The organism is Paraburkholderia sp. SIMBA_054, from assembly GCF_046534875.1.
GTDB classification, from domain to species: Bacteria; Pseudomonadota; Gammaproteobacteria; order Burkholderiales; family Burkholderiaceae; genus Paraburkholderia; species Paraburkholderia hospita.
Genome location: NZ_JAWRXV010000409.1, coordinates 1 through 338 on the forward strand (window position 1 = coordinate 1; position 338 = coordinate 338).

The window sequence follows — 338 nt, forward strand, 5'->3', positions numbered from 1 at the left end:
TTCGCGCGCATGACGTCGGGTTACACGCGCGCCGTGCGCCTCATCATCAAGCGCTTCGTGATCGCGCTGCTGCTGTTCGTCGGCATGATCGCGCTGGCCGTCGTGATGATGCGCGACATTCCCACCGCGTTCCTGCCGCCCGAGGACCAGGGCTATCTGCTGGGCGCCGTGATCATGCCCGATGCGGCGTCGCTGGACCGCACGGGGCAGGTGTCGGACCGCGTGTCCGAGTATTTCATGAAGCAGCCGGCGGTGGGCAGCATCACGACGGTGGACGGCTTCAGCATTCTCGACAGCCAGAACAAGAACAACTCGTCGACGTTCTTTGTCGGCTTCAA

1 protein-coding gene is annotated in these 338 nt (G+C 63.6%); it reads left to right on the forward strand.

What is annotated here, in order from left to right:
• A partial coding sequence (locus SB822_RS55695) for an efflux RND transporter permease subunit (RefSeq protein ID WP_410858925.1) occupies positions 1 to 338 on the forward strand: 338 nt, incomplete at both ends.